This is a genomic window from Vagococcus acidifermentans (assembly GCF_003987655.1).
GTDB classification, from domain to species: Bacteria; Bacillota; Bacilli; order Lactobacillales; family Vagococcaceae; genus Vagococcus_B; species Vagococcus_B acidifermentans.
On record NZ_NGKC01000003.1, the window covers coordinates 197,160 to 223,329 of the forward strand.

The 26,170-nt window shown below is 45.4% G+C and carries 21 protein-coding genes and 1 pseudogene; 10 read left to right on the forward strand and 12 right to left on the reverse strand.

Annotated elements, in window-relative coordinates:
* Window positions 1–158 precede the first annotated feature (158 nt).
* The gene (locus CBF27_RS04425; protein ID WP_126812768.1) at window positions 159–1,007 is read right to left on the reverse strand and encodes a metallophosphoesterase family protein; all 849 of its coding nucleotides are present in this window, start codon (window positions 1,005–1,007) and stop codon (window positions 159–161) included.
* A gap of 190 nt (window positions 1,008–1,197) precedes the next feature.
* Here CBF27_RS04425 and CBF27_RS04430 point away from each other — a divergent pair, with 190 nt between their 5' ends.
* The gene (locus CBF27_RS04430; protein WP_126812770.1) at window positions 1,198–2,592 is read left to right on the forward strand and encodes an aldehyde dehydrogenase family protein; all 1,395 of its coding nucleotides are present in this window, start codon (window positions 1,198–1,200) and stop codon (window positions 2,590–2,592) included.
* Window positions 2,593–2,682: 90 nt separating this feature from the next.
* Window positions 2,683–5,028 (forward strand): DNA translocase FtsK, encoded by a 2,346-nt coding sequence (locus CBF27_RS04435; RefSeq protein WP_126812772.1) that lies wholly within the window; start codon window positions 2,683–2,685, stop codon window positions 5,026–5,028.
* Between the two features lie 62 nt (window positions 5,029–5,090).
* On the opposite strand, the gene CBF27_RS04440 is transcribed toward CBF27_RS04435, so the two are convergent.
* Window positions 5,091–6,008 carry a prenyltransferase gene (locus CBF27_RS04440; protein WP_170175002.1) on the reverse strand — a complete coding sequence of 306 codons (918 nt, stop codon included), beginning with the start codon at window positions 6,006–6,008 and terminating at the stop codon, window positions 5,091–5,093.
* A gap of 229 nt (window positions 6,009–6,237) precedes the next feature.
* Between CBF27_RS04440 and CBF27_RS04445 the strand changes: the two genes are divergently transcribed.
* Both CBF27_RS04445 and CBF27_RS04450 read left to right on the forward strand, forming a co-directional pair.
* On the forward strand, window positions 6,238–6,987 hold the full coding sequence (locus tag CBF27_RS04445) for an ABC transporter ATP-binding protein (protein WP_126812776.1): 750 nt from the start codon (window positions 6,238–6,240) through the stop codon (window positions 6,985–6,987).
* The gene (locus CBF27_RS04450; RefSeq protein WP_126812778.1) at window positions 6,977–8,845 is read left to right on the forward strand and encodes an ABC transporter permease; all 1,869 of its coding nucleotides are present in this window, start codon (window positions 6,977–6,979) and stop codon (window positions 8,843–8,845) included. Before CBF27_RS04445 ends, CBF27_RS04450 begins: the two co-directional genes overlap by 11 nt.
* A gap of 1,012 nt (window positions 8,846–9,857) precedes the next feature.
* On the opposite strand, the gene CBF27_RS04455 is transcribed toward CBF27_RS04450, so the two are convergent.
* Window positions 9,858–10,634, reverse strand: coding sequence for a glycyl-radical enzyme activating protein (locus CBF27_RS04455; protein WP_126812780.1), 777 nt, complete (start codon window positions 10,632–10,634; stop codon window positions 9,858–9,860).
* Window positions 10,635–10,944: 310 nt separating this feature from the next.
* On the opposite strand from CBF27_RS04455, the gene CBF27_RS04460 reads away from it, so the two are divergent.
* A complete protein-coding gene (locus CBF27_RS04460) occupies window positions 10,945–11,625 on the forward strand; it encodes a fructose-6-phosphate aldolase (protein WP_126812782.1) in 681 nt (226 codons plus the stop codon).
* Between the two features lie 53 nt (window positions 11,626–11,678).
* Here CBF27_RS04460 and feoB read toward each other — a convergent pair whose 3' ends face one another.
* Together feoB and CBF27_RS04470 are read right to left on the reverse strand one after the other, a co-directional pair.
* Entirely contained in the window at window positions 11,679–13,589 is a 1,911-nt protein-coding gene (gene feoB, locus CBF27_RS04465; protein ID WP_126812784.1) for a ferrous iron transporter B, read from the reverse strand.
* A complete protein-coding gene (locus CBF27_RS04470; protein WP_126812786.1) occupies window positions 13,590–13,829 on the reverse strand; it encodes a FeoA family protein in 240 nt (79 codons plus the stop codon).
* Between the two features lie 223 nt (window positions 13,830–14,052).
* Here CBF27_RS04470 and CBF27_RS04475 point away from each other — a divergent pair, with 223 nt between their 5' ends.
* From CBF27_RS04475 to CBF27_RS04485, 3 genes are all read left to right on the forward strand, one after another.
* On the forward strand, window positions 14,053–15,234 hold the full coding sequence (locus tag CBF27_RS04475) for a MalY/PatB family protein (RefSeq protein WP_126812788.1): 1,182 nt from the start codon (window positions 14,053–14,055) through the stop codon (window positions 15,232–15,234).
* 17 nt (window positions 15,235–15,251) lie between these two features.
* Window positions 15,252–15,572, forward strand: coding sequence for an inorganic diphosphatase (locus CBF27_RS04480; RefSeq protein ID WP_126812790.1), 321 nt, complete (start codon window positions 15,252–15,254; stop codon window positions 15,570–15,572).
* A gap of 72 nt (window positions 15,573–15,644) precedes the next feature.
* Window positions 15,645–16,598 carry an LCP family glycopolymer transferase gene (locus tag CBF27_RS04485; protein ID WP_126812792.1) on the forward strand — a complete coding sequence of 318 codons (954 nt, stop codon included), beginning with the start codon at window positions 15,645–15,647 and terminating at the stop codon, window positions 16,596–16,598.
* A 63-nt stretch (window positions 16,599–16,661) separates the two neighbouring features.
* Here the strand turns inward: CBF27_RS04485 and fni are convergent, their stop codons facing one another.
* The 4 genes from fni to mvk are packed head-to-tail and all read right to left on the reverse strand — an operon-like array spanning window position 16,662 to window position 20,779.
* Entirely contained in the window at window positions 16,662–17,717 is a 1,056-nt protein-coding gene (fni, locus tag CBF27_RS04490; RefSeq protein WP_126812794.1) for a type 2 isopentenyl-diphosphate Delta-isomerase, read from the reverse strand.
* Window positions 17,718–17,721: 4 nt separating this feature from the next.
* Window positions 17,722–18,822, reverse strand: a complete 1,101-nt coding sequence (locus tag CBF27_RS04495; RefSeq protein WP_126812797.1) for a phosphomevalonate kinase — start codon at window positions 18,820–18,822, stop codon at window positions 17,722–17,724.
* A gap of 14 nt (window positions 18,823–18,836) precedes the next feature.
* Entirely contained in the window at window positions 18,837–19,835 is a 999-nt protein-coding gene (gene mvaD, locus CBF27_RS04500; RefSeq protein WP_126812799.1) for a diphosphomevalonate decarboxylase, read from the reverse strand.
* Window positions 19,832–20,779 carry a mevalonate kinase gene (mvk, locus tag CBF27_RS04505; protein WP_126812801.1) on the reverse strand — a complete coding sequence of 316 codons (948 nt, stop codon included), beginning with the start codon at window positions 20,777–20,779 and terminating at the stop codon, window positions 19,832–19,834. The genes mvaD and mvk overlap by 4 nt, the downstream gene beginning before the upstream one ends.
* 233 nt (window positions 20,780–21,012) lie before the next feature.
* Here mvk and CBF27_RS14100 point away from each other — a divergent pair, with 233 nt between their 5' ends.
* Window positions 21,013–21,180, forward strand: coding sequence for a hypothetical protein (locus tag CBF27_RS14100; protein WP_170175003.1), 168 nt, complete (start codon window positions 21,013–21,015; stop codon window positions 21,178–21,180).
* A gap of 108 nt (window positions 21,181–21,288) precedes the next feature.
* Window positions 21,289–22,314, forward strand: a pseudogene (locus tag CBF27_RS04510) (branched-chain amino acid aminotransferase); the annotation flags it as partial.
* Window positions 22,315–22,360: 46 nt separating this feature from the next.
* Here CBF27_RS04510 and CBF27_RS04515 read toward each other — a convergent pair.
* The 3 genes from CBF27_RS04515 to CBF27_RS04525 form a co-directional block, all read right to left on the reverse strand.
* A complete protein-coding gene (locus CBF27_RS04515; RefSeq protein ID WP_126812805.1) occupies window positions 22,361–22,933 on the reverse strand; it encodes a hypothetical protein in 573 nt (190 codons plus the stop codon).
* Window positions 22,934–22,951: 18 nt separating this feature from the next.
* Window positions 22,952–23,731: a hypothetical protein gene (locus CBF27_RS04520; protein ID WP_126812807.1), complete on the reverse strand. Its 780-nt coding sequence runs from the start codon at window positions 23,729–23,731 to the stop codon at window positions 22,952–22,954.
* Window positions 23,732–23,916: 185 nt separating this feature from the next.
* The gene (locus tag CBF27_RS04525) at window positions 23,917–26,055 is read right to left on the reverse strand and encodes an LTA synthase family protein (protein WP_126812809.1); all 2,139 of its coding nucleotides are present in this window, start codon (window positions 26,053–26,055) and stop codon (window positions 23,917–23,919) included.
* Window positions 26,056–26,170 lie beyond the last annotated feature (115 nt).

The window sequence follows — 26,170 nt, forward strand, 5'->3', positions numbered from 1 at the left end:
CTTCGTGAGCAAAAGCCGAGCAGACTGTATAGAAAAATGCCCCGGGATCTGAAAAGATTTCCCGGGGCATAAATTTTTTTGGGGCATGATGTGAGTCAATCCAGAAAAGTATCAGGACTTTGCAAACAGACGAGAAGCCAAATTCTTCAATAAATAAATTAGTGTTTGTTTAAGTATTTTTTTACCTCTTCCGTATAGTGGTAGGCATCGTTTACTTTTTCTAAAAACGTTTTGTCGTGGGTTCTTGATATGCCGTGGATAAGCTGTTCCTCATATAGCGCCTGATAAGGCAGCTGACTGTTTTTAGAGTAGTTGAGTTCATCTTGCACATCGTATTTGATTTGTTTGAAATGCACCTGTATCATTCCCTCAGTATCAATCTCTAAAACAGCATACTGCGCCCGGCCTTCACGTCTTAACTTACTTCTTGAAGAAAAAGGGTAGCCGACAGAACCAGGATTGATGATCAATTGGTCGGAAGAACTGTAACGCATTAACTGATGGTGAATATGTCCGTAGATTGCGACATCTATTTCTTCTGATTGAAACAACTTGTCAAACGCTTCCTGCTGCCCGACAGTCGCCAGCTCTCTGCCGTAATTTTTATTTGGGAGGTGATGGCCGATGCTGATATTAAGTCCGTTGACATTTTTTATCTGGTTTAATGGCAGGTTTTTCAAGTCTTGTATGTTTTTATCTGTCAGGTCTGCCAGTAAGGTCATGCCCAATTTAGCAATATAAACATCGGTAGGGTCATTGATATCAATGTCTTCTTTTTTCATGACACTTAATAAAAGGTCATCCCAATTTCCCCTCACCCAAACAGCAGGGTTCAGTGAATATAATTTGTCAAACACGTCAGATGCACCGTAACCTTGCATGATGACGTCGCCTAAAACCCAATAATCAGTAACATCCTCAGTCCGCGAGTCATTGATAACTGCTTTTAGGGCAGTCATATTTCCGTGAATATCTGATAATAAAGCTATTTTTTTGTGGGTCAACATGTCTATTTTATACCAGCCTTTTTCCTTTTATTATACGATATTTCAAAAATCAATAAAAGTTTTATTTTGCAGTTGGCGCTTTTCTGTCAGTCAGGCAGGGATTCGGCACATTTATCCAAGCGATTAGGAAAGCCGTATGAAGGATATGCTATAATAAGAACATTATCAGAATGAAAGCGGGGGAAGGCGATTGATTCAAACGAAAGAACAGCTGAAGCAAGTCATCGACAGCCAGCGGGCTTATTTTAAAACAGGTGAAACACGTCCGCTAACGTTCAGACTTTCTCAGTTGAGACGGCTGAAACAGGTACTGAAAGCCTATGAGCAGCAGCTGTTTGATGCACTGGCAAAGGATTTAGGCAAACACCCCCTTGAAAGCTACATGACAGAGCTTGGTTTATTGTACCATCACATTGATGACATGCTGAAATATCTGCCGAAATGGGACGGCAGACAGCGCGTCAACACACCGCTTTTTTTATTCCCTGCTAAAAGTTATACCGTTAATGTCCCTTACGGCAATACACTGATTCTCAGCGCGTTCAACTATCCGCTGCTGCTGTCGCTTGACCCGCTGATCGGGGCGCTGGCAGGAGGCAACACTGCGCTTGTTGCGTTGTCCGAGCAGACGCCGCATGTCAGTGAAACGCTGACAGCGATGATTTCGGATTGTTTTCCGGAAAATTATTTGGCGTTTTACACCGGCAGCATTGACATGAATACGTTTGTCTTAGCTGAGCGTTTCGATAAAATCTTTTTTACCGGCAGTACACGGGTCGGGAAGATTGTGCTGTCGGCCGCCAGTCAGCACTTGACGCCTGTGACGTTGGAGCTGGGCGGGAAAAGTCCGGCAGTCGTTACAAAACATGCCGATATTCGGACAGCTGCCGAGCGGATTGCTTGGGGGAAATGTGTCAATGCCGGGCAGACGTGTGTTGCCCCGGACTATTGTCTGGTCGATCAAGAGGTCCAAAAAGAACTGCTCAGCCAACTGCAGGAGGCAGTCCGCCGCATGTACGGCGAAGCGGTGCAATCATCACCGTTTTTCGGCAGAATCGTGAACCGTTCAGCACTAGAGCGGCTGACGGCTCTTATTGAGGCTGACCGGGAATTTCTGGTTTTCGGAGGGACTGCGGATGCGGCCGACAGCTATGTATCACCGACCATTCTTTCGGCACACATAACAACTGAACTAGCCAGTATGAGAGAGGAAATCTTTGGTCCGATACTGCCGGTTTTAGGCTACGACGAGTTGCAGCAGGCAATCGACATCATCAACGACGGCGAAGCGCCGCTGGCATTTTACCCGTTCTCAGAACAAAAAAATGAACAGCAGCATTTGCTGCGCGCCGTGCAATTCGGCGGTGCGACTGTCAATGACACCGTCCTCCATTTAAGCAACAATCATTTGGGATTTGGCGGTGTCGGCAGCTCAGGCATGGGACGCTATCACGGCAAAGACAGCTTCGAGACATTCACGCACAAGCAGTCCATCTTGACGCGCGGGACCGGCATCCGCCTGCCGTTGATGTATCCGCCGTATACGTCAAAGAAAGAAGGCATCATTCGCCGCTTTCTAGGCTGATGGGCTTATGAATCAAGCGGCTATTTTTTTCAAAGAATTTTTTTTCATTTTAGTGTATAATGTTTGTGATGAAAAGAGGGATTTAGGTATATGGCAAAGAAAAAAACACGTGCCCAAAAGAAAAAACAGCAGGAAAAGACAACTTATCTCATCATCGGACTGAGTTTTATCTTGTTTGCGATTTTCGGTGCGTTAAAACTGGGCTTTCTCGGAGTTTTGATGGCGAATGTCTTTCGCTTTATCGCCGGCGACTTGTATCAGATTGCCGCAGTTATATTAGGTTTATATGGTGTTTTGATTTTATTTATGGGTAAAGACCCTAAATTCAAGCGTGCCTCAATCTGGATCGGCGGAGTGGTTTTCTTTCTTGGCCTGCTGCTGTTTTTACACATCCGTTTGTTCAACGGCATGGCGGGTAAACAACTGAACATCGTGTCGATTACATGGCAAAAACTGTTTGCCGACATTGCCAACAACGCGGTCAGCCAGTCAGTCGGCGGAGGAATGACCGGTGCAGTGCTCTACAGTGCGACGCATTATCTGGTTGCACGGCTCGGTTCTTACTTGATAGCTTTTCTGGCAATGGCTGCGGGTATCATGCTGATGTTCAATATCGGGATTTCACAAGTACTTGACCGGTTAAAAAAAATCATACAGTCACTTGTGTCGCTGATTCGTTCATCGAATGAAAAGCGCGCGGAAAAAAAGAAACAACGGCAAGCGGAACAAGCCGAAAAACAACAGAAACTGGCGGACCAGAAGACCAAAACCTCCGCTAAAAACAATGTCCGCCCATTGACCGAGGGCGAACAACTGGCGAAATCGGAGGCGGCATCAGCCAATCCCGGACAGGACGGACCGGAACAGTTGACACTGGAAATCGACAGCTACCAGTCCCGCACGCAATCGCCCAAAGAACCGCTTGCCGACAACACAGATGATGACAACAATCTCTCGTTTGCCATTCAAGAAGAGGCGGAAAACCGGGATTACGTTCTGCCGCCGTCGACACTGTTGAATGACATTCCGCCGTCTGACCAGAGCAAGGAATATTCGCTGGTTGAAAAAAAGGTCGGTATCCTTGAGCGGACATTTGAAAGTTTTGGTGTGGATGCAAAGGTTGTCCGTGCAAGTCTGGGGCCTTCAGTCACAAAATTTGAAGTGCAGCCGGCTGTCGGCGTGAAAGTCAGCAAAATCGTCAATCTCTCAGATGATTTGGCGTTGGCGCTGGCGGCCAAGGACATCCGTATGGAGGCGCCGATTCCGGGTAAATCGCTAATCGGGATTGAAGTGCCCAACAGCAGCACGAGCACAGTGTCTTTCAGGGACATCATTGAATCCCAGGAAGAGCATCCGGACCGTTTGCTGGAAGTACCGCTCGGACGCAGTATTTCAGGTGCCGTTATTTCAGCAGATTTGGCGAAAATGCCGCACTTGCTGATTGCCGGCTCAACTGGAAGCGGGAAGTCGGTATGTATCAACGGCATCATTTGCAGCCTGCTGATGCGTGCCAAGCCGCACGAAGTAAAATTGATGATGATTGACCCGAAAATGGTCGAACTGAATGTTTACAACGGCATCCCGCATCTTTTGACACCGGTCGTCACGAATCCGCGTAAAGCGGCCCAGGCACTGCAAAAAGTTGTGGAAGAAATGGAACTGCGCTATGAAAAGTTTGCCGGCTTCGGCGTGCGAAATATTACCGGGTACAATGAGATGATTGTTCAAAATAATTTAACATCCGGGAAAAATGACCCGACGATGCCATTTATCGTCGTGATTGTCGATGAGCTGGCGGACTTGATGATGGTGGCGAGCAATGAAGTCGAAGATGCCATCATCCGACTGGCTCAAATGGCACGGGCTGCCGGTATCCATATGATTTTGGCGACACAAAGACCAAGTGTCGATGTCATTACTGGTATCATCAAAGCCAATGTTCCTTCGCGGATTGCCTTTGCCGTATCCAGCGGAACAGACTCCCGTACCATCATTGACAGCAATGGGGCAGAAAAACTGCTGGGACGCGGCGACATGTTGTTTCTGCCGATGGGCGAAAACAAACCGATTCGTGTCCAAGGCGCATTCATTTCAGATCAGGAAGTGGAACAGGTGGTGGAATTCGTCAAAGCACAGCAGGAAGCTGATTATCAGGAACATATGATGCCGACGGAAGAAGTCGGCGCAGGGGCGGCTGATTCCTCTCAGGACGAGTATTATCAGGATGCGCTGGAGCTGGTAGTAGAGATGCAGACTGCCAGTGTGTCACTGCTGCAAAGACGTTTTCGTATCGGTTACAATCGGGCGGCACGACTGGTAGACGACTTGGAAGCTAACGGCATTGTCGGACCTTCCGAGGGCAGCAAGCCCCGTAAAGTCTTAATTGAAGAATTGCCGAGCGCCTCTCAGGACAATGCGCCGCCGATAGAAGAATAAAGAATAAGTCAACAGCCTCCGGAAACAAATGGTCCGGAGGCTGTTTTTCTTTGTTCCAATGGTTACATAACGAGTTTCAGCAGGACGTCGCAGGCATACAAAAGCGCATAGAGATGCAGCGTTCTTTCCATATGATGAATCACAAGCGGGAATGTCTGCCTTTTTAGTTGATTCTGGTAATAAGGTTGAAGCCCCCGCCAAGCAATTGGCGCATACGCTATCAGCAGAGCCGGCAGACCGGCGATTCTGTGAGTAAGCAACAGGAAAAAGGGAACCACAAACATCAGCACGCATACTAATTGAAAGAAACGTACTGCCAGCGGCTTGTCCAGATAGTAGACCAGTGTTTTTCTACCGTTGACGATGTCTTCTTCCAAATCACACGTATTATTGGCCAGCAGGCAGTTGAACATTGTCATCACAGGCACGACACAGATGAGTAGCAGATTGACCAAGACAGAAAAATCTATGCCGGCGACAGTCTGATTTGCCAAAAAAGCCCCCAGCGGTACCAAATACCCCATCGCACCCGCGGCAATGATTTCTGAAACCGGGAGGGAGTTCAGCGGTGCTGGTCCGGATGAATAAAGGACACCAACGCCAAAGCCGATGACGCCTACCGCCATGAGAAGCCAGTGGTGCTGGAAGAAAAAGTAGGCGCCGCACATTAAAAACAGCACAATGGCTATCAGACAAGTCATCTCAACCAGTCTCAAAGGGAGCTGGTAGCGTCCGATTGTATTGGATGTTTCCTTATAGTTGTGCGCGTCTGAAGCATTGTGGTAGTCTTTCAGGTTATTAAACGCATTGGCAAATACGTGAAAGCAGAAGATTGCTAACATATACACAAGCGTATGTAACAAATGAAACGACTGATTGACATAGACAGAATAGGCAATGCCGATTAAACCTAGAAAGACATTGCCGATAAAGGTATAAATTTCTGTTAATTCAACAAATACTGACCATTTTAAAGTCAAAACTCTCCACATCCTTTGGGTGAACTGTCTTTTACTATAACGCAAAATATCTTTCGGGACAATGGCTCTCTTTGCGTATTTCTGTCTTTTTTTTCGCCACCTTGTGACTGAATTGAGAGAGCGGCGGAGCCACCTTACAAAAACGTTAGTTGGTTGTTAGCTCTTTTGATGGCATTAACAGTATGGATAAGGTAAACTGAATTCACAAAATCGAAAGAAGGACATAAAGATGTTAAAAATAGAAAATGTACGAAAAGTTTATGGTAATGGCGTGCAGTACGAAGCATTAAAAGGAATCGACTTGACTGTGGATGACGGCGAGTTTATCGGAATCATGGGACCTTCCGGGAGCGGCAAGTCCACACTGCTAAATTTAATTGCGACAATCGATACGCCGACAACAGGCAGTATTGAAATAGACGGTGTCAACCCAGCGGCTTTCAATCAGGAAAAACTGGCGAAATTCAGAAGAAGGGAACTCGGCTTTATTTTTCAGGATTTTAATTTGATGCCGACACTGACCGTGGAAGAAAATATCGTTTTGCCGCTGACGCTTGACGGGGAGAAAGTAGCTGTCATGAAGCGCGCCTTGCATGAGGTGGCGGCTACACTGGGCATCGAGTCGCTGCTGAAAAAACGTATCGGCAATATTTCCGGCGGACAGGCACAGCGAGTTGCCGTTGCCCGTGCGATGATTCACCAGCCGCGACTGGTGCTGGCTGATGAGCCGACGGGAAATCTCGACAGCAAGTCCTCCAAGGACACTATGGAACTATTGGAACAGCTGAATACCGAAAACCGTTCGACTGTATTGATGGTGACACATGACCCGTTTGCTGCCAGTTACTGTCAGCGGATTGTGTTTATCAAAGACGGCGAATTGGTCCACGAAATTCACCGGACGGAATCACGGCGGGAATTTTATGATAAAATCATGTATTCACTCAGAGAGATTGTAGGTGCGAACGATGAATTTTAATCAGTTTGTATTCCGCAACACCTTTCGCAACAAACATTTATACTTGGCATACTTTCTAAGCACGATGTTCACTGTGATGACTTTTTTCACATTTAACGTGTTTGCTTTTCATCCGAGCATTGCCGGAAACTTGCAGTCCAGTGTGCAAAGCGGCATGAATGCTGCGGCAGGCATTGTGTATGTCTTTTCCTTTTTCTTTGTCTTGTACTCAATGGATATTTTTCTGCAGTCGCGCAAACGCGAATTCGGCTTGCTGCTGATTCAAGGGATGTCACCGAAACAACTGCGCAAGATGATTTTTCAGGAAAATCTGATTGTCGGCCTGTTGTCGACTGTTGCCGGAATTGTTGTAGGTGTCGGTTTCTCGCAAATTATTTTGTGGTTGAGCAAAGTCACGATGAATATTTCATTCGACTTCTACTTTCCTGTCATGGCAATGGCTATCACGCTCGTGTCATTCATTATCCTGTTTTTACTGATTTCAGTCTTTATTCAGTTTAAAATCCCTAAGATGAATGTGCAGGAGCTGCTGAAAAGCGACGCCATGGGGAAAGGCGAATTGAAAAATTCGAAAATCAAGACACTGCTGGCGGTACTATTGATTGGTGCTGGCTATGCAGCTGCACTCTACGCAAAAGGTCTTGAAGTGATAGTGGCGATGGTACCAGTTATTGTCGTTGTCATTATCGGTACTAATTTACTCTTCAACCAGCTGACAGTCTGGATGGTTAATCTTCTGAAAAGCAATGAACGCCGTTTTTGGAAAAAAACGAACATGCTGGTATTTTCAGATTTAGCCTATCGTATGAAAGACAATGCCCGTTCCTTTTTCCTTGTGGCAGTCATCTCAACAGTGGCTTTTGCCGCGATTGGGTCGCTGACAGGTTTTCGCGAAATGATTTTGGGCACTTATATGGAAAATCCGATTGAATTTTATTATTCATCTGGTGCAGAAGGCCAGACCGATATCACTTCGCAAAAAGCCGGTATTGAAAAAATTCTGAATGAAAACAATGTCGCTTTTGAACATTTTCCAATTTCGATTGTCACTTATTCAGCGGCTGACGGTACGGACTTTTCAGTGATTCCGCAAAATCAATATAATCAATTAGCTGATTTTATCGGTTTGGAAAAAGCGGACACGTCTGATCAAGGCATCTTTCTAAAAGAGCCGCTGCCTGGTACAGAGAAAGCTGCGTCGCCGACGACTATCCAATTGACTGACGGAACTGCATTACCATTATCTGAAATAAAACTGGGATTTAACTTTATGTCGCTGGGGAATAACCCAGTTGTGGTTTCCGATGCCGTTTTTGACCGTCTGGCAGCAGGCGGATCAGTACGGGAGCTTGCTATCTGGCAGCCGCAAGCAGATGTGGCAACTGATGATTTGATGCGCGCAAGCGAAGCATTGCTGACCGAATATGAAGTCGCCGGTAATAGTTACATGATGCAGCAAACAGTCGAAGGCTATAAACCGGTCTTGTTTGTCGGTCTGTTCATCGGGATTGTCTTCTTCATCTCAGCCGGCAGTTTCCTGTACTTCCGCTTATACAGCGACCGTGATGTTGACGTGAAGAAATTCAAGATGGTCTATAAAATCGGTATGAGCCGCAAGGAAATGCAAAAAGTCATCTACCAGCAAGTCGGACTGCTGTTCTTTACCCCGATAATTGTTGCGATGGTTCACGGTGCAGTGGCGTTGAAAGCCATGTATGCGGTGTTTGATAGAGGAATGGAACTGACAGCTGTTTACGTGCTGGGAACATTCTTGCTCATTCAAGTTGTTTACTATCTTGTTGCACGTAAAGTTTACTTTAAAAATGTCTATCAGGAAGTTACGGATTTGAAAAATTAAGCATAATCAAAAAAGAAGCTGGGAGCATACTCCCAGCTTCTTTTTTTACTCCTGTCAAAAATGCGAGCCCCTTTTCAGCTACGGTGTTGAACCAAAAATTGGTAACAGATAGTGGACACAATTTTGAAGTCATGATTTTGATTTATGACTAATCTTTTAGTTAAGAGTATATATTCCTTTTTGTTTATATTGAGTTGACCGTATTTTTTTTTACTAAATTTTAGATGTGTATAAAGCTTTTAATCTATGCTTTCTTATTAAATAAATATATCTAATAACACTTTCTAATTCCAAAACATGATTGTCTTTTACCATAAAATTAGCCGACACATCGTCTTAAAAATGGTTCTAACTACTCAGTTCATCATATAATTAGCTTAGGAAAAATTAAAGGTCATTTTAATTCTAGCTGCGTCATTTGTATGCCATTTACTAGTGAAACTGGAACTGTACTCGCCGCTTCAGCAGTATGGGGAAAAATTGGCGTTGTGTCGTAACAAGTCATCCTATTGGAAACACTTCTGAAAGTGATCATTGGATGGGAGAGAACGTTTATACCGTCAATGAGAGGGGGGTGTTAAAAGCGCTGTGTGTCACGGAATTTACTAATTTGAAAAGGTGGGATTTTCATGATTTTAACAATACTTATCGCTTTAGCACCGATAATTGCCTCCATTTCTTTTGCTTACATGAAAAAAAGGCAATCCAAAGATTAAAATAATTTATATCTTCATTTGTCAAATTAAGTTAGAATAAATTTATGGACACGTTTTGGTAGAAAAAAACGTGCTGAGATAGGCAAGAAAAATTACAGAAGATTTCAAAACAATAGCAGTGAATTTTATCATGCAGCTACCTCGGTACGGTTATGGTTAATCATGTCAATTTTTTTACAGTCAAGAAATAAGCTATAATACATTGGCTATCGCAAAACTTTTGAAAATACACAGAAAAAAATCCAAAGCGGAATGATGAGGTATCAGCACGCTTTGGATTTTTATAGTTAACTGAATTATCGAATCACACATTGAATACCTGCGGCTGTCAGGATGTCGCTGAAATCGACCAGATCTTCGGAATGCATCTGGGGGATGTCATGCATGCAGTATTCACGGTCAAGGTAGTCATATTTCTTTTCGCCGAATTGATGAAACGGCAGCAGCTCGACTTGCTGAACGCCGATTTTTTTAAACAGTTCCGCAAATTGCCGGGCGTCTTCCAGACTGTCATTATAAGAGGGGATGACGGGAATTCTGACGATGACTGCCGGGTGGTTGGCAATCGCCGTTTGAAGATTGTCAAGAATCACTGTATTAGGGACACCAATTCCTTCGAGATGTTTTTTTGAATCATAATGTTTGACATCGTAATAAATCAAATCGACTTGTTCCATAAATCGTTTGAACACGTTCGGGTTCGCATATCCGGTTGTTTCACAAGCAGTGTGAATGTTTTTTTCTCTTAAAGCTTTGAGCAGGTCGATTGCGAAATCAGCTTGATAAAGCACTTCGCCGCCGGACAAGGTGACACCGCCGCCGGACTCTTCATAAAACGGTTCGTCTTTCATCACTTCTTCAACGATGTCATCCACTGTTTTATATTCGCCAACGGTAATCTTTTTTTTCTGCTGGTTGTCCCACATTAGCTCCGGCTCGCCGGATTGGGATTCCGGATTGGCACACCAGTAGCACCGCAGCGGACATCCTTTGAAGAAAACTACGGAACGGATACCAGGGCCATCGTGAATGCTGAATTTTTGAATATTAAAAATGCACGCTTTTTCAGACATTAAATTTCCCTCCTGTTAGTATCTTCATCTTATCACAAAACAAATCAAACGTAAATACAAAAACTTTCGTACGAAAGCAAAGGAATTTTGATAATACTGTAACAGCACGTCAAAGTGATGTTGAAAAACGGATTTTAACGAGGTATTTTTTCAGCAGAGCACAAATGTGCAAAAAATAAATAGAACAATAAGTTGTTGAGATTTTTCCTGATTGTTGTTAAGATAGTTACGAAAGAAAGTTTTAAAAGAGCCGACAGTTGCAAGGAAGCTTCGGCTAAAAGAAGGAAAATAATCAAGGGAGATGGAGTTCATGGAATTTATGTTGGATACGGCCAATATTCCAGCCATTAAAAGATATGTGGATACACTGCCGGTGTCAGGAGTGACGTCGAATCCGTCAATTATTAAGAAAGAAGGCAGCATCGACTTTTTTAAACATATGCGGGAGATTCGCGAGGTTATTGGTGCAGAGCGGTCACTTCACGTGCAAGTGGTTGCAGATGATTACGACGGTATGATGGCGGATGCTGATGCCATCGTCAATCACATCGATGAGCGAGTCTACATCAAAGTACCGGTGACCGAGGCAGGCTTAAAAGTGATTAAATCATTGAAAGCAAAAGGCAGAAATGTCACAGCTACGGCAATTTATACAAAATTTCAGGCGTATTTGGCAATCGCTGCCGGTGCGGACTATATCGCACCATATTTTAACCGCATGGAAAACTTGAATATCGACCCGACAGATGCAATCCGGGAAATGGTCAATGAAATCCGGCGGACCGGGAGTTCAACGAAAGTGCTGGCAGCCAGTTTCAAAAATGTCGGACAAGTAAACGCAGCTTTGGAGTGTGGCGCGCAGGCCGCAACACTCGGCACAGATATTTTCGACCAGGCATTTGCGATGCCGTCAGTGTCTAAAGCAGTATCAGATTTTACAAAAGATTGGGAATCAGTCTTTTCAGCAGGTGTTACTATCGCTGATTTATAACCAAAAGTAAAAGCAGCTTTTTTCACGAAAGGTGAGAGGAGCTGCTTTTTTTGTTATACGAGATGAAACACATGGGCGATTAATGTGGTGAGCATGGTGATACCGATACCCATGAGTGTGGGTACGATGAAGGACATGAAGGTCCATTTCGCACTTTTTGTTTCTTTATAAATAGTCATCAGTGTTGTTGAACACGGCCAGTGATACAAAGTAAACAGCAGCACGTTTAATGCTGTCAGCCACGTCCAGCCGTTGTCAATCAGCAGCCGTTTAAATTCGCTCAGCGAATGATAGTCCGTAATCGTGCTGGTCGCCATGTATCCCATAATCATGATAGGGATGACAATTTCATTGGCAGGCAGTCCCAATATAAAAGCCAGCAAAATAGTCCCGTCAAGTCCCATTAGTTTGGCAAAGGGATCAACGACTTGTGTCATGGTCTGCAAGAGTGTCTGGTCGTGGTACTGGATATTTGCCATGATCCAGATGATGACACCGGCCGGAATCGAAACGACCACTGCGCGCCATAGCACAAACAGCGTTCTGTCGAATACGGAGCGGACAATGACTTTCCCGATTTGCGGTTTCCTGTAAGGCGGCAATTCCAGTGTAAAGGATGACGGGATACCTTTCAACACAGTCTTGGACAGTAATTGAGATACCCAAAACGTGGAGAGGACACCGAGCAGAATGACACCGGTCAAGACGACAGCTGAAGTCACTGAGCCGATGACTGAGACGGCACTTCCAGCAAAAAACATCGTGATGACCGCAATCAAAATCGGAAACCGGCCGTTGCAGGGAACGAAATTGTTTGTAATAGTGGCAATCAGACGTTCACGCGGTGAATCAATGATGCGTGTACCGACGACACCGGCAGCATTACAACCGAATCCCATGCACATTGTCAGTGCCTGCTTGCCGCAGGCGCCGGCTTTTTGGAAAAATTTATCAAGGTTGAAAGCGACACGCGGCAAATATCCGAAATCTTCCAAAAGAGTGAAGATTGGAAAGAAAATAGCCATTGGCGGCAGCATGACCGAAATGACGGTCGTCACGACTTTATAGACGCCGTCCAGCAGCAGTTCTTTCAAGAAAACCGGCATGCCTATGGATTCGGCAAAGGCGTATAATTGATTGCCGATTGCATTGAATAGACTGGCGAGCATATCAGAGGGAGTGTTGGCCCCTTCAATGGTGAACCAGAATGTCAGCATCAGCAGTAAAATCATAATCGGGATGCCGGTGGTTTTTTGCGTTAAGAGAGTATCGAGTTTTCGGTCGAATTGATCATAGTTTTTATTTTGATAGGTGACGACTTCTTTTGCAATGACGCTGGCTCTGTCAAGAATCGCCGGTACCAGCTCATCGGGCTGTTCGGCCAGTTGGCGCAATGCTGACATCATATACGGATTAGCCGTAACTGTCCCGTCAACGACCTTTTCGACTTGGCTCATCAAGTCGTCGAGCCCTTGTTTCTTCACAGCTGAAGTACCGATGACCGGGACTCCCAGCAAAGATTGTAATTTCGGCAAATCAATGGCGATTTTTTTCTTTTTTGCCTCGTCTAACAGATTGACACAGACAATCACGCGGTCGGTGAACGTCATAATCTGAAGTACGAGGTTTAAATTTCTTTCAAGACTGGTGGCATCACAGACGACAATCGTTGCTTCCGAATCGTTTGAGGTGATGAAATCTCTGGCGACTTCTTCTTCAGCTGAGTGCGCCATCAGGGAATAAGTCCCCGGCAAGTCCACGAGCACAAAATTTCTGCCGTTGTGGCTCGTATAACCTTGTGCCAGGTCAACTGTTTTTCCCGGCCAGTTGCCTGTGTGCTGACGCATGCCGGTAAGTTCGTTAAAGACTGAACTTTTACCGACATTCGGATTGCCCGCAAGAGAAATCACACAGTCATTAAGTGATTTTTTCTTGATGTCATAAGGGTAAACAGATTCAGCCATTTAAGATGATACCTCCTTTAACAAGACATACTGTGCGTCGCTGTTGCGCAGGGCAATCGTCGTCCCTCTGATTTTATACGCAATCGGGTCGCCTTTGGGGCTGACGAGTGTTTTTTTTATTTTGGAACCCTGATAGAATCCTAAGTCGAAAAGACGGCGCTTCATCTCTTCGTCGGGATGAATGATGTCCAGTATGATGCCTTCTTGCTGATTTGTCAATGATAATAAATTGTTCATCATGATGCATTCACTTCCCTGTGTTTTAGGCTTACCTAATTTTACTTTATTATAACCCTAATCGCAATCGGTTTCAAGAATTTATATAGAGAAGAAAAGGCTCGGCAGATAAAAGAAGGATTGAAAAAAATTTTTCTGCGTGGTAATTTAATTATAATGCAATCGCGATTGCGGTCCGACCGCAATTAATTATCCAGTCAATGCGGCTGGGCTAGGAGATGATACAATGAACGATGTGAAAACATTTTGCGATACTTATTACGTTGACAGAAAACAAACAGATTCAGAAAAGTGGGATGGTCTGGAAGAAAAATTCGGGCAGGGAAATCTTTTGCCGCTATGGGTGGCAGACATGGATTTTCAAATCCCAGAAAAAGCCAGAGAAGCGCTGATGGAGCGGGTCGAGCATGGTGTCTTCGGCTATTCAAAACCGTCCGACACATATTTCGATGCCTTCATTAATTGGCAGCAAAAACGCCACGGTATTGAGCTGAAAGAGGAGTGGGTACGGTTTACGACAGGTGTCGTCAATTCATTCAATTTCATTATTCAAGCATTTTCACAGGAAGGCGATGCAGTTCTGGTGCTTCCGCCGGTTTATTATCCGTTCTTTTCCGCAGTTGAAAAAAACAATCGTGTGCTGATACATTCGGAACTCAGAAATGACGGCGGCGCCTTCACCATGGACTTTGCCGATATTGAACAGAAAATCATTGCGCATAACATAAAAATTTTGCTGCACTGTTCTCCGCATAATCCCGTTGGCCGTGTTTGGACGCGAGCGGAGCTGACAACTTTATTCGATATCTGCCAAAAGCATGGTGTGCTGATTATTTCCGATGAAATCCATCAGGACTTTATTCGTGAAGGGCAGGAGTTTGTCAGTGCGTTAAGACTTGATGAAAAATATCAAGAAATGCTGTTCGTCTTGACCTCTGCCTCAAAGTCGTTTAATCTGGCAGGACTGCTGCATTCTCATGTTATCATCCCTGATGAGGAGAAGCGTCGACGTTTTGACGCCCATCTGGAAAAAGTAGCGAACAACGCGCAGAGTACCATGGGAATGATTGCGACAGAAGCATGCTACCGCTACGGCGAGGAATGGTTTGACAGTCTGCAGCAGGTCATCGAACACAACTATCAGATTATTCGCCGGGAGGCTGCCCGTCTGCTGCCAAAAGCGGTCGTCAGCGACAAACAAGGCACTTACTTGGCATGGCTCGATTTGAGCAGTTATGTGACTGAAGAAAAAATGACGGAGATGATGCAGGAACGTGCACAAATCGCTATCGACTACGGCAGCTGGTTCAGCAGCAATTTCGGACAGTTCATCCGCATCAATCTGGCAACCAAGCCGGAAAACATCGAACTGGCAATGACGCGGCTGGCGGACGCTCTGACAAACTAGAAAAGGGAGCTGCGATAATGACTATCACAGTAATCATCGACCGGCCTTTAGGTTATGAGGATGCTTATCACAACATCTATCCGGTCAATTACGGCTATGTCCCTAATGTGCTGGCTGGTGACGGCGAGCCGCAGGACGTTTATATTTTAAATTGTTCTGTCCCGCTGCACGGCACCTTTACAGGTAAACAAGTGGCTGTGATACACCGCAGAGATGATGTGGAAGACAAGTGGGTGGTTATCCCGCCCGGCACATCAGTGACGCAAGACCAAATCAGGCAGGACACCTTCTTTTTGGAGCAATATTTTGACGTTTGGATAGAGATGCTGGATTATTAAAAATTAGTAAAGACAAGTTTTTTAATCGGGCGTTATGGTATAATGAAATAGATTATTATTAGGAGATGACTTATGGAGACAAGAAAAAATAGACGAAAAAAAAGAAAATCCCCATTAAAAAAAGTTTTCTTAACGCTCTTGGGCATTTTGTTGGTATTTATTATCGGAGCAGGTGTCTTCCTTGGTAAAATGTATTTTGACGCCAAAGGTACAGTCAACCAAGTGACCGAGCCGGCGACTGAGCGCCAATATCCGGCCGGTAAAGGCAATAAAGACAATATCAAAGCGGGTAAGCCGTTCTCTGTCCTGCTGCTTGGCTTGGATACCGGCGATTTGGGCAGAGATGAACAGGGGCGCTCGGATACGATCATGGTGGCAACTGTCAATCCGTCGACAAAACAGACGACACTTGTCAGTATAGCCCGCGACACGTATACGGAAATCATCGGGCACGGTACAACCGATAAGATAAACCATGCCTATGCTTTCGGGGGCGTATCCATGGCAATGGATAGTGTGGAAAATCTGCTGGATGTGCCTATCGATCATTACGTGGCAATCAACATGAAAGGCCTCAAAGAACTGGTGGACGCAGTTGGCGGCATTCAAGTAGTCAACGGTTTTGCTTTTGAGCAGGACGGTTTCACCTTCAACGAAGGCACGATTTCATTGAATGGGGAACAGGCGCTGGCATTTTCCCGCATGCGTTACCAGGATGCAGAGGGCGATTATGGCCGCCAGAAAAGGCAGCGTCAAGTCGTTTCAGGTATTTTGAAGCAGGCAATGAGCCTGTCTACACTGACGACTTATCAGGATATTCTGGCTTCTCTGGAAAACAACATGAAAACAGATTTAAGCTGGGATGAACTGGTTAAAATTTCAACGAACTACCGCAGTGCCTTAACTACGATTGAACAGGAAAACTTGCAAGGCGAAGGCTTCATGCAAGACGGCGTGTCCTATCAGGCCATCTCTGATGAGGAGATGCAGCGGGTTCGAGACTTGTTGAAAAATCAATTGAAATAATCTCTAATAAAAAGGCAGCTTGCCGCAGTGAGCTTATACTCGTTGCGGCAAGCTGCCTTTGACTTATCTGTTTGCCAGTTTTTTCCAGTGGATACCCCGCGCTTCGCACCAATGTGCCAGATTAGGGGAGATGACCAAATCAGTCGTTGCCAAGTCAGGCACGCTTTTTTTTCCTAACAGCGTCATGAGTGTGGCCAGTTCGGTTTTCCAGCGTTCGATTGCAGCGATGGTCCGGTCATTACCTTGTGTCAGCTGGAGGTGCAGTATTTCGCCTGAAATACCTGCAGCTTTTGCCCCGAGAGCCAGCGCTTTGACTATCTCAACCGGTGTTTTGATGCCGCCGGATGCAATGATCTCGACAGCGCCTTGATAAAGCTGGGACTCCAGCAGCGATTCGGCTGTACTCTGGCCAAAGTCATAAAGATAGCTGTACTCCTCAGCAGGTCTGCGCTGATTTTCAATCACGGCAAAGTTGGTGCCGCCCCGGCCGCTGATATCGATTGTTTTGACGCCGGAGTCGACTAATTGCTGAATGGTTTTCTGGGACATGCCGAATCCGACTTCTTTGATGATGACCGGGACATCGATGTGCTGGACAATGTCTTCGATGTTTGTCAGCCATGCGGAAAAATCCCGGTCGCCCTCAGGCATAATCAGTTCCTGAGCGGCGTTGAGATGGATTTGAAGGCCGTCAGCTTTTAGCAGGTCGACGGCTCGTTTGGCGTTGTCAAGGGTGTGGTGGGCGCCGAGATTGGCAAAGATAATGCCCTCGGGGTTGTTTTCCCGCACCGTGCGAAATGAATCTGTTACATCAGCGTCGGTCAGTGCGGAGCTGACCGAACCGGTTGCCATTGCCAGCCCGGTTTCTTTGGCAATGAGTGCCAGATTGCCGTTGATGACGGCAGTTTTTTTACTGCCGCCGGTCATGGCATTGATGAAAAACGGATAGTCGAATTGCAGACCGGCAAAGGCAGTCGCCAGGCTGACATCTTTCAGTCCGATTTCCGGCAGTGAATGATGCACGAAGCGGATTTCTTCAAGCCCTTGCTGCGCTGTTTCTGAATAATTCATTTCGCTGAGATGGACATGCTGGTCTTTTCGGTTTGGTTTTGACGTCATAAAATCATTTCTCCCAGTGAATCGCTTTTGTGACAATATTCGGGTGCTTATAAACTTGCAGCGGCAAGTTGACGATATTGTTTTGTTTCCAGCGGTCAATCATCGGCAGGATTTCGTCTTTTTGATTGAAGAGGACAATCCCGCAATCGCCTCCGCCGGCGCCGGACGATTTGGCAGCTCCGCCGACTTCTTCCGCAAGGGTGCAAAGAGTAGTCAGCGCTTCTGTTTCGATGTCGATGCCGCTTTTGGCCGATAATGAATTCAACAGCGCGCGCGAACGCCGGATATTTTTTTGAATGGCGGTCACATCGTTTTGGTAAAAAGCGTCAATCATCCGGTTGACGGTTTCTTTGCTGTCAGCAAGAAACTGGCGGTAAAAACCGTTCATCTCGCTTTTTTCATCTTTCATCTGGTCAACCAGAAATGTTGTCGACGCGGGTGTTCCCGTCCAGCCGATCAGCAGGCGCAAATCTTCAGGTGCCGTCAGCGGTTCAATCATCAGCTGAGGCCACGGCAGGCTGATGAGCTCGGTCAGCGGCAGCTGCTGCATCTTCTCCAGCACCCATTCCCGCTCAAAGCAGGAATAGGCCAGCCAGCCTTCGTAGGAGCTGGCTGCTAAATCACCAAATGACCCGTTGCTGTTTAACGACAGATGAGTCACTGCTGCCAGTTTATAAAGCAATTCTGATGTGTATGAAATATTGTAAAAACGCAGCAGTGCTTTAATCGTTGCGATAGTGACGGCGCCGCTTGAGCCCAAGCCATATTTCCGGCCGTCTTTATTATCCAGCTCGCTTTGGACTTCCAAGTCGAAAAATTGGAGGGTATGTCCAAGCTCTTTGATGTACTGTTCTGTAATTGTAATAGATTTAGCAATGTAGGAAAAAGGATTTTCCCGCTCGTCGATGTAAAAGCGTCCGTTTCGTCTTGTCCAAGGAATCGCAATCCCGTTGGAATAACTCGAGCGTATCGTTCCTTGTGCTGATTTTTCCAAAATCACCGTAACAAACTGGTCCAACGCGACGAGAATCGCCGGATGACCCGGTTCGAGCACTGCGTATTCGCCGGCGATGTACAGTTTGCCGGGTGCACTTGCCTTTATCAACAAAATCTCTCCTTTTAATACTGCCACTCCGCTTCCGAAAGCACTTTGATGCCCGGACCGGGTCGTGACACGATAATCTGCTGAGAGGAAAACTCTGTCAGCAATTCTTCTTTGATTCGTTCGCTGTCCGAATAACGGCAAAGAACTTTGACGTTCGGACCAGCATCCATTGTAACATAACAAGGAGTGCCGTTACAGCGTATTTGTGTGATTTTTTGAATCGCACGGATGGAATCAGGTTCCCAATAGGAAAACGGGGGGACGGCTCCCAGCATCGTGCCGTGCATTTTCATGCCGTTCGATTCCGTGATTTCACCGAGTCGTGTAAAGTCGCGTTCGGCAATCGCTTGTTTCATTTGCTGCAAATCGGTTTCAGCTGTTGTTACCCAAGCCGGGTAGAAGGGAGAAGTGTCAACCGTCCGTTTCATGCCTTCGCGGCTGGAAATTGCTTTTTTACCAGTATTGACGGCAATAATAATCATGCCGATATCCCAATCAGCATCGTCGACCGGTATCGCGTAACTCGATCCGCTTTGCTCGTCTTGGCCTTTGTGCCATTCCACAAACCCGCCGTAAAGACTGCGTGTGGCGCTCCCGCTGCCTCGTCGAGCATAGGTTGAGAGTGTCTGTTTGTCTAAACGTAAGCCAAACGCCTCGTTTGCTGCACCCGCCAACGCGGCAAAAGCAGAGGCAGAAGATGCAAGACCGGCTGCAGTCGGCACATGATTGTAACTGTCAATCCGTGCGCGTGTGCTGCTTGCGGCAGTTCGCCTGAACAGATCGAGAAAACGACTGATTTTCGCTGTTTCCTTTGCGCCTTGCAAGCGGCCGTTTAAATAAAACACATCGTCAGTTAGCCGGTCATCAAGGGATACTTTCGTATCTGTATAAAAAGCGTCAAGTGTTAACGACAAACTGCTGTTCATCGGAAGGAACAGCGCCTCAGACCTTTTTCCCCAATATTTGATTAAGGCGATGTTCGTGTGGGCACGACAAATGCCGGTAGTTATCATAATGTTTCACCCATTTCATACAGCCATGTCGACACAGCACCGGCATTCCGTAATGCGCGTGCTATGTTGGCTGCTGCTTGTTTTGTTTCTGCGAGGGCAATCATACAGCCGCCGCGGCCGCCGCCGGTCAGCTTGGCACCGAGGGCCTGATGGGTCAGTGCTGTCATGACCAGTTTATCAAGTTCTGGCGAGGACGCCCCCAATTGCTGCAGACAGTAATGTGCTTCTGTCATCTTCTGACCAAGTGTTTGCGGCATGTCGGCATGCAGGCACTGGCGGACGTCATCCGTCAGTCTGCCGAGCCGGTCGATATACATCTGGATTTGTTGTGATTTGTCGGAATGCAGCATGTCAGCAATGGTTTGGACTGCCTCTTTTGTCCGCCCGGTTTTTCCTGTATCGCCAACAATGAGAACGGCATTCAATTTGCTTGCCAATGGTTCACAGACACTGCCTTTGATGTAATAATAAGGCGTATCGCTGCTTGTCATCAGCGCATCAAGGCCGCTTGGGTTGCCGTGCGCAATTTTTTCCGAGACAGCCACAATGTCCAGCAGCTCGTTTTGTGTCAAAGGTATTTGAAAGTAATCGTAAATTGCCCGCACCGTTGCAACGGCGACAGCAGCACTGGAGCCCATGCCGCGTTCTGCCGGAACGGCGCTGTTGATGACTAGTTTAAAGCGGCTGTTTTTCTTATCCAGCCTGTCAAGACAGATTTCCACCGTTTTCTTTAAACTGTCAAGCAGTTCCGGCATGTCTGTCAAGAGTCCTGAGTAAAAATCGCACTCAATCGAAATCTCATTTGCAGAATCAGTTACTTCTGCTTCTATATAGGCGGAAGGTAATGGAAAGGCGATGGCAGGTTTCCGGTAAACAACCGAGTGTTCACCAATTAAAATGATTTTGCCATTGGCATGTCCTACGCCAGTTTTAATCTTTTCCATACATACCCCTCTTACTTAAATGAATTTTGCCATCCTTATCATACAGTATCTTTGAATAAATAAGGGCTTAAATTGGCTTTTTTTATCAATTTTTATATATTTTTAATAAATTTTTAGTGGTTGGCGGATAAAAAAAGGAGAGTTGGTTAAAGTGATACAAACAAATCTAACTATGTTGACCGGACTTTAGAAAAAGGAGCTGTGTTTTTTGGTTGCTGTCATGTCTTTGCTTGATGGTTTATGAAGCTGACAAAATCATCTGGAAAGACAATTTTTGTATGTCTGCATGTGACTTTATCAATCAGTTTATTGGAATAAAAGGTGAATGTGCTGTTTTCTGTGTATCAAAAACGCTTAAAAGAAACGCTGATGTTTTTAGGGGGATGCAACTTTCAAATTAACGTGATGGGCGGAAAAAAGTAATCATGTAAAAACACATAAAACTTTCAGAATTGACTAAATATTCTGTGTATTTTGTGGTAAAATAGTCAACATATAGAAAGGAGAGTCAAGATATGACACAAATTGATTGGGATAATTTAGGTTTTTCTTATATAAAGACGCCTTTTCGTTATATCTCTCACTGGAAAAACGGGAGTTGGGATGAAGGACGGCTGACTGAGGATAACCAGCTGCACATCAGTGAAGGGTCGCCTGCACTGCATTATGGTCAGCAATGTTTCGAAGGATTGAAAGCATACCGCTGTAAAGACGGTTCGATTAATCTGTTCCGCGTGCAAGAAAATGCAAAACGGATGAACCGCAGTGCGTCACGATTGATGATGGCCAATGTGCCTGAAGAAAAATTTGTTGATGCAGTCAAACAAGTGGTAACTGCGAACAAAGACTATGTCCCGCCATACGGCAGCGGCGGCACGTTGTATTTGCGCCCGCTGCTCATCGGTGTAGGAGACAGCATCGGCGTGCAACCGGCAGATGAGTACATCTTCACAGTCTTTTGCATGCCGGTAGGTGCTTATTTCAAAGGCGGATTGAAACCGACGAATTTTATTATTTCCGATTATGACCGTGCAGCACCTCAAGGGACTGGTGCTGTGAAAGTCGGCGGGAATTATGCGGCCAGCATTTTACCCGGCGAAGATGCCAAAGCGCGTTCATTTTCCGACTGTATTTATCTGGACCCGGCAACGCATACTAAAATAGAAGAAGTCGGCTCAGCCAACTTCTTTGGAATTACGTACGATGATGAATTTATCACACCGATTTCGCCGTCGATTTTGCCGAGCATCACCAAATACTCATTGCTCTACCTGGCAGAAAACCGCTTGGGTCTAAAAGCGATTGAAGGGGATGTCTACTTGAGTGAACTGGACCGATATAAAGAAGCTGGTGCTTGCGGCACAGCAGCAGTCATCTCTCCAATCGGAGGCATCCAATATGGCGACACGTTCCATGTTTTCCATAGTGAAACGGAAGTAGGTCCAATTACCAAGAAGCTGTATGATGAACTGACAGGTATCCAATTTGGGGATGTAGCGGCTCCAGAAGGCTGGATAATGAAAGCAGTACAATAATCCAAGGGATAACTATTAAAAGCCGGTGACTGCGAGCCACCGGCTTTTAAGCATTAATCAGCTTCATCATGTCATTGAGCGTCAAGTACTGGTCGTAAATAGCCGGCTCCTTAGGGACGTCGCCTCTGGTGGTGACTAGTACGACCGCTGTATTCTGATTCTCCCGGATCATTTTGAAGACGGGGAGAATCGAGGCAATAAATTCCTCTGAGGCATGGTTCTTGGCATCATCGAAAAAGATGATGCTTTTTTGAAGAATGATGGCACGTGCCAGCTGGATGATAATTGTTTCCTCGACACTCAGCTGGCTTGCATCCTTTTTCAGTTGAGACATGCTTAAACGAAAAAATTTAGCCATTTCAGGCAGCTCTGACAGAATCAGTTCCCTGTCTTTCTTTTGCAGCCCGATAAGCATGTTGTCGATAGCCGGCAAATAAGGCAGCATAATCTGATTATAGCCAAGCAAACTGACTTGATTGAGCTGTATATGTTTGTCGAGCAGCTTGCCTATTTCTTTCTTGCATGCCTCTGATGAGGATGCCACATCATAAATGAGCGACAGTTTATGACTCAACAATCGGTCCAACTGGTGAAGTTGAGTCTCGATTTTTTTTTGCATGATATCTCTGCACCTTCGTTAATAATAGAAAACTTGATAGCATCTGGAAATTACGCTGTAAAAGCCTAGAGAAGATACAATCAAAAAGAGTCCGACGAGTATCAAAAAACTTCGTAGAAAAATTTGGAACAGTTGAAACAGCGGCATGTCATACCCGTAATTAATTGCCAGCGCTGTATCGCTGAAAGGGATGATGAGCCGCCTGTCTTTCTCCGAATCATCGTTGTTCGGTGTGTCTGATGTTTGTCTGTCAGTTAAATCCGGATGATTGACGAGTTCGACAGCGACTTGTTTTTCCAGCAAGTGCTGGTCGAGCTGATAGATTGAACGAACAATATCTGCTTTAAAAAGAAAAAGAACGACAGCGACGAGGATAAAGCTGGTCATCACCGAAATGAAAAGCTCCATTAAAAAACTGATAGCAATACCGTATTTGGGGACGTTCATATAGCGCAGCGACTGGATATCTGATTTGCGTCTGCGGGCAGTCAGGTAACTGAAGAGAAAAAAGCTCAGTGCCGACAAAATTAAACAGCCGATCAGGACGATGCGGTAAGAAGTAACCAGCACGCTGCTGGATGCCTGCACAGTCGCATAGATTTGCGAGATAAATGCAGGACCTTTGTCTTTAAACAACGCCCATTGTTCGCGTACGATGCGGCTGTTGATTTGCTGAATATGAATCAGCTGCATGACGGTCATTAACAAAAGAAGCAGCAAAGAAAACAGTACACAAAAAAACAAAGCGCTTTTTTTATGATATTTTGTTCCTGAATAAGCTGTTTTGATCAGTCTCATCTGCCTGCCTCCAAATTATGGTAATAATTATAATCGGAATATGTGAAAAAACTATGAATAAAGGGAAATAAAACATTGATTTATTCTGTGTTTGTGTTTTTTTAATAATCAAATCCGCAAAATAAAAAACAGAGATTGTCGACACTTTCAAAAAGTGTGCAATCTCTGTTTTGAGCATCAGCTATTTACTGGCTGGAACTGGATGAGGTTGTTTCGTCTTTGACAGGTCCGTAATACTCCTGAAAAGATTTGGTGCTGTACAGGTCGACCGTCGATTTGCCGCCGTTTTTCGAATAGAGGCTGGTCGACTCGTCGCCTTTCTCATTCTCAATGGCTCTCATCTTTTCAACTGCGTTTTTATAATCATAATCATCCGGATTTACCGGTGTCAGCCCGCTATCGGTATAGAAGCGGAGCAGGTCGCCGTTTGTCAGCGCGTCCGACATACTCAATTGCTGTTCTACTTTTTCAGTGAGTGCATCGATTTCTTGCTGCTGTTCTGGTGTCAATTCTTCAATCAAAAGCTGTGTTTGATTATCATAAACGGATTTGCCGACCACTGTGTATTTAGGTGTCATAAAGTCGCCGTTTCGGAAAGCAACCAGGTTTTCATGTTCTTTGGACAGCATGTCTTGTCCCAAGAACAAGTAAGGTTTGCTGTCAATGCCAAGCAAGTGCAAGAGAGTCGGCAGCATGTCAACTTGTCCGACAAATGTATCTGAGACAAAGCCGTTTGTTTGTCCGGGAATATGGTACATCACCGGCACGCGCTGCATCTGTGCATCATCGAAGTCGCTCCACTGGTCTTTCTCTTTACCGACCAACTCAGCCAAGTCTTTGTTACGTGAACGGGAGATGCCGAAATGATCTCCGTAAAGGACGATGACGGAATTGTCATACAGTCCGCTGGCTTTCAAGTAGTTGAAGAACTCTTCAACTGCCTTGTCCAAATAATTGGCTGTGGCAAAGTAACCATTGATGGTAGTATCCGCAGTATCAGCCATCGGGAAGCCGGCTTCATCATCCTTAAATTCTGAATAAGGATAATGATTGGAAACAGCAATAAACTTGGAATAGAACGGCTGCTGCAAATGTTCCAAATATTGTACGGATTGCTCGAAAAACGGTTTGTCATGCAGCCCGTATTGGAATGAATTGTTTTCATTGACATCATAGTAGCTGCTGTCGAAAAAGTAGTCATAGCCTAAGCGTTTGTATGTTTCATTCCGGTTCCAGAAGGTGCCGCCGTTGCCATGGAAGACAGCAGACGTATATCCGGCAGCCTGATTCAAGATGGCCGGTGCGGCCTGGAACGTGTTTTTATCGCCTAATTGTGTGAACAATGGTCCTTGACTTAAACCAAAGAATGAGTTTTCCAAAAGTGTCTCAGCATCACTGGTTTTACCGGAGCTGACTTGGTGAAACGCATTTTCAAAACTGTACGTCGCATTGGAATGGTACAAACTGTTGATGAACGGTGTGACTTCGTGTTCCACACCTTGTTCGTCTGTCAGCTTGTAATCAATCAGAAACTGCTGGAAGCTTTCCAGATGGACGTAAATGACGTTTCGTCCCTTGGCGATACCAAAGGTGCTGTCATTCGGCTTGGCATAGTGCTCTTTGGCATATGCCGCCACATCGACCAAGTCGTTTTCACTTGCCTGCGCACGGTTTTTGTTGGCATTATAAGTCTGCACACCGTCATACACGGTGAACACGTCAAGTCCCAAGTATTTCACGATATGGTCTCTTGAAAAAGTCCGTTTCAACAATTCAGGACGGCTGGCCTCAGCCATCGTCAGGTTGACGGAAAATGCAAATGCCGCAAAACAGGTCATTGCAAACGCGTTGCGCGCTTTGATCGGGCGTGTATCAACTTTGATTTTTTTAGTGGCCAGCATGACAATGAGAACAATGATATCCAGCCAGTACAAAATATCATACGGCCGAAACAATCTCAGAGCACTTTCTCCTAAACCAGAGGCCACTTTGCCGACACCAAGAATGGTGTTGATGGTGATAAAGTCGCTGAATTCCCGGTAATACACGATATTCGAGAAGAGCAGCAGAGTATTCAACCCAGTAATAATCATGACTGTCAGATAGTATTTTTTCGAGCCTCTCACATAGAGGGCTGCGGACAGCAGAAATAGTGTCGTCGCTATCGGATTAATCAATAGTATGAAGTACTGGAAGATGTTTTCAACTCCCAAATTGAATTCAATCAGGTAGGCAAAACAGGTTTTCAGCCAAAAGAAAACGGCTACTATCGCAAAGAATCCGATTCTTGTATTTAGCCAGTTTGGCGTATAATTCCGTTTCAATGTATTAATCTTCCTTTCTTAGGTCAAACATATGCTTAACAAAAATACAGCTAAACATTTAACCCTAATTTTACATTCAAATAAAATGGCTGTCAATCAATTTTCCTTTACATTT

Excerpts from the sequence above, each read along its gene's own strand:
- CBF27_RS04515 (WP_126812805.1), bottom strand. The coding sequence starts at position 22,933 with ATGCAAAAAAAAATCGAGACTCAACTTCACCAGTTGGACCGATTGTTG.
- fni (WP_126812794.1), bottom strand. The coding sequence starts at position 17,717 with ATGACGTCAAAACCAAACCGAAAAGACCAGCATGTCCATCTCAGCGAA.
- CBF27_RS04485 (WP_126812792.1), top strand. The coding sequence starts at position 15,645 with ATGGAGACAAGAAAAAATAGACGAAAAAAAAGAAAATCCCCATTAAAA.
- CBF27_RS04470 (WP_126812786.1), bottom strand. The coding sequence starts at position 13,829 with ATGATGAACAATTTATTATCATTGACAAATCAGCAAGAAGGCATCATA.
- mvk (WP_126812801.1), bottom strand. The coding sequence starts at position 20,779 with ATGGAAAAGATTAAAACTGGCGTAGGACATGCCAATGGCAAAATCATT.
- CBF27_RS04475 (WP_126812788.1), top strand. The coding sequence starts at position 14,053 with ATGAACGATGTGAAAACATTTTGCGATACTTATTACGTTGACAGAAAA.
- CBF27_RS04445 (WP_126812776.1), top strand. The coding sequence starts at position 6,238 with ATGTTAAAAATAGAAAATGTACGAAAAGTTTATGGTAATGGCGTGCAG.
- CBF27_RS04480 (WP_126812790.1), top strand. The coding sequence starts at position 15,252 with ATGACTATCACAGTAATCATCGACCGGCCTTTAGGTTATGAGGATGCT.
- CBF27_RS04450 (WP_126812778.1), top strand. The coding sequence starts at position 6,977 with ATGAATTTTAATCAGTTTGTATTCCGCAACACCTTTCGCAACAAACAT.
- CBF27_RS04455 (WP_126812780.1), bottom strand. The coding sequence starts at position 10,634 with ATGTCTGAAAAAGCGTGCATTTTTAATATTCAAAAATTCAGCATTCAC.
- CBF27_RS04435 (WP_126812772.1), top strand. The coding sequence starts at position 2,683 with ATGGCAAAGAAAAAAACACGTGCCCAAAAGAAAAAACAGCAGGAAAAG.
- feoB (WP_126812784.1), bottom strand. The coding sequence starts at position 13,589 with ATGGCTGAATCTGTTTACCCTTATGACATCAAGAAAAAATCACTTAAT.
- CBF27_RS04520 (WP_126812807.1), bottom strand. The coding sequence starts at position 23,731 with ATGAGACTGATCAAAACAGCTTATTCAGGAACAAAATATCATAAAAAA.
- mvaD (WP_126812799.1), bottom strand. The coding sequence starts at position 19,835 with ATGATAACTACCGGCATTTGTCGTGCCCACACGAACATCGCCTTAATC.
- CBF27_RS04425 (WP_126812768.1), bottom strand. The coding sequence starts at position 1,007 with ATGTTGACCCACAAAAAAATAGCTTTATTATCAGATATTCACGGAAAT.
- CBF27_RS14100 (WP_170175003.1), top strand. The coding sequence starts at position 21,013 with ATGGTTTATGAAGCTGACAAAATCATCTGGAAAGACAATTTTTGTATG.
- CBF27_RS04460 (WP_126812782.1), top strand. The coding sequence starts at position 10,945 with ATGGAATTTATGTTGGATACGGCCAATATTCCAGCCATTAAAAGATAT.